Source organism: Pricia sp. (assembly GCF_041745955.1).
In the GTDB taxonomy this organism is placed as follows: Bacteria; Bacteroidota; Bacteroidia; order Flavobacteriales; family Flavobacteriaceae; genus Pricia.
This window is the reverse complement of sequence record NZ_JBGTHY010000145.1, coordinates 1-3,519: the sequence shown is the minus strand read 5'-3', so window position 1 is coordinate 3,519 and position 3,519 is coordinate 1. Positions and strand designations below refer to the sequence as shown.

The window sequence follows — 3,519 nt, the reverse complement described above, 5'->3', positions numbered from 1 at the left end:
ACTAAAGTGCCAATCGTAAATGCAGCAGAAGCTTTGCAAGGTAGGGTTTCGGGAGTAACGATAACCAATAACGGATCACCAGGTGCTACTCCGGTAGTTAGAATTAGGGGATACGGAACTGGCAACAGTAATGACCCGCTTTACATTATTGACGGCGTACAAACAGATGATGCAGGTATTTTAAATTCCATTAACCCCGCGGATATAGAACAGATGAACGTGCTTAAGGATGGTGCTGCTGCCATTTATGGGGCAAGGGCATCTAACGGTGTTGTAATTATCACCACCAAAAGTGGAGGTTATAACATGGACACGGCCAAAATTTCACTTGACACGTACACTGGTTTTTCCAAAGCTATCAATATACCTGAACTACTCAATACAGAGCAACACGGGGAAATGATTTTTCAAAGTCAAAGAAACGATGGAAGCACACCTTCCCATCCGCAATATGGGGATGGGCCGAACCCTGTGACACCAACAAAATTACAAAGAACTCCGGAAGGGATAAGCGCTACCGTAAAACCAAATGGAGGTACGGATTGGTTAGATCAAATTTATAGATCGGCTATCACGAATAACGTCTCAATGACTTTTGAAAACGGTAACGAAAAATCCAAATTCCTTTTTTCCGCGAATTATTTAAACCGTCAAGGAATTCAAATAGCAACGGGCTTTAAAAAGGCCTCTGTACGATTGAATTCTGAATTTAAAATTGGAGATAGGATACGGGTTGGGGAACATACCAACATTTCATTTGAAAGAAGGGGGGGAGGACAATCTTGGTTCAATTTTGCTACAAGGATGTCTCCCCTAGTTCCTGTTTTTGATGATGAAGGTAATTACGCAGGGAATTATAGTAACGATACCGGACTTTCAAATCCCAATAACCCAGTAGCGGAAGCAAATCGGCAAGCGGATGATTTCAATAAAACATTACGGATTTTTGGTGATATTTACGCAACATTGGATATTCTTGATGGACTACAATTTAAAACTTCGATAGGTGGTTCTATTACTGCCTACAATGATCGACGTTTTAGGGCCTTGATTCCCGAAGCTTCCGAACCCCTTGCCATAAATACGCTTCGCGAGCAGGATTATGATAAATACGAATGGGTATGGACAAACACCCTTAGTTATAATAAGTCGTTTGGTGAACACAATATCAATGCCCTAGTAGGCATAGAAGCCCTTAACGTTAACCAAAAAGGTAAAGAGATTACCAGAACCGATTTTTTCTTTGAAACACCGGAGTATTACCTATTAAGCAATGGTTTGGGTGCTCCTAACGTTGCCTTTGCCTATGATAATGGATCTTCGCTGTTTTCAATTTTCGGAACGGTGAACTATAACTACGCAGGTAGATATTTACTTACGGCCACGGTACGGCAAGACGAATCTTCACGATTTATCGGAGACAATAAAAGCGATGTTTTCCCATCGTTCAGTGCGGGATGGATAGTCAGTGAAGAAGGTTTTTTTCCTGAAGATGCCTTTATAAGCAGATTAAAATTAAAAGGATCTTGGGGGCAATTAGGTAACCAAACGCTACCCGTAGACAACCCAACTAGCAATATATCGGTAATTAGCGAACAGTTTGGAAACTATGTATTTAACGGGAGCGGAACTCCCAATCCGGGTGCTATTTTAAATGCGGTGGGTAATCCTAATCTGAAATGGGAAACCAGTGAAACTACCAATTTTGGTGCAGAACTTGGATTTTTTGATAACAAACTAAGTGCTTCCGTAGAATATTTTACAATTAAAACAAAAGATTTAATCAACCAAGATGCCAGTCTGATCAGCTCCACGGCAATCGATGCGGCTCCGCCTTATGTAAATCTAGGATCTATTGAAAACAAGGGTATAGATGCCAGTCTTAGCTTTGCAAATGCTACGCAGTCCGGCTTCCGTTATGGCATAGATGTTAATTTTTCTACTTATAAAAATGAGGTGACCGAATTGATAAGTGCTTTTCAAACTGGATTCAGTAATTTTAGAACTACCGGTACCGTGACAAGAACCCAGGTTGGGCAGCCCATCTCTTCTTTTTATGGTAGGGTCGTTGAAGGAATCTTTGCTACGGAAGCAGAAGTTTCGGCCGCACCTGATCAGGGTTTTGCAACACCAGCCGATGGAGTAGGGAGGTTTAAGTATAGGGATGTGACCCCTGACGGTGTCATCAATGACGATGATAGAACTTTCATCGGTTCTCCCCACCCGGACTTTACATATGGTGTAAATCTATCCGCAGGATATAAGGGTTTTGATATGTCCGCATTTTTTCAAGGTTCCCAAGGAAATGAAATATTCAACAATGATAAAGTCTATACCGACTTCCCCACGTTTTTTGAGGCAAACAGAAGTGTCCGGGTTTTGGATTCCTGGACACCTGATAATCTTGACGCTTCATTGCCCGAACTAAGTGCCAGTATCACCAACAATGAGGGTACGGCGAATTCGTTCTTTGTTGAAGATGGATCTTATATGAGGTTAAAAAATTTACAGCTCGGTTATACTTTCGATGAAAAAGTTTCTGGAATGTTAGGTATGGATAGTGTACGTTTCTACCTTCAGGGAACCAACTTGTTCACTATAACAGGCTATGATGGTGTTGACCCTGAGCTACAACCAAGGTTTGAAAATGGTCGAATAGATAACTTGACCATAGGCGTGTCTGACAACAACTATCCGTTGGCTTCGATTTATTCTTTAGGTGTTAATTTAAAATTTTAGAAAAATGAAAAAGAAAATAATTTATTCAGTACTACTTACGTGCATATTGCTAGCTGCATGTAGTGACGATTTTACGGTCATCCCTCCAACAGGGGCACTTTCCGATGAAGCTTTACAGAATGCTACCGGTGTTGACCTTAAACTTACCGCTGCCTATTCGGTTTTAGACGGGGAGCGTATTAACCGACAAGGGGAACCTGTTTCCGCAGGGGGAGACAACTGGTGGACCGACGTGGTGTCCGATGATGCACATAGAGGAAGTACGGACAGTGATAATACAGAATTGTTCCAGATCGAAACTTTGGACTGGCAAACGGGTAACGGATGGTTTCTGGGAAGATGGAGTGCGCTTTTTGGAGGTGTTAACAGAGCTAATGCGGTAATTGAGCTAATAAATCAAATACCCGAAGGCGATTTCTCACAACAATTGGGCGAAGCTTATTTTCTAAGAGCTTTCTACAACTTTGAACTTCAAAAATTTTATGGTAATGTTCCCTTTATTTCCGTAGAGAACTTGACGAATCAAGAGTTTAACCAACCCAATCCTGGTCCTATTTGGGCTCAAATCGAAGCGGATTTTCAACTTGCAATCGATAATCTGGGAACGGAAGTGGTCGTTGGAAGAGCTAATTCTTGGGTGGCAATGGCCTTTCTAGGAAAAACCTATTTGTACCAAGAGAAATGGGATGAAGCTTTTCCCCTATTGAACGAAGTAATAACTGCAGGTCCTTATGCGCTAAACCCGGAATTTGTGAACAATTTCAATTTTGCAGGTGAAAA

General features: G+C 41.5%; 2 protein-coding genes. Both read left to right on the top strand.

Features of this window, described 5'->3' with window-relative positions; translation table 11 throughout:
- The coding region (locus ACEW8S_RS05190; RefSeq protein ID WP_373517119.1) for a SusC/RagA family TonB-linked outer membrane protein at positions 1-2,739 on the top strand (2,739 nt) is incomplete at its 5' end.
- A gap of 4 nt (positions 2,740-2,743) precedes the next feature.
- Positions 2,744-3,519, top strand: a 776-nt coding sequence (locus ACEW8S_RS05185; protein ID WP_373517118.1) for a RagB/SusD family nutrient uptake outer membrane protein, incomplete at its 3' end; no start/stop codon positions are given.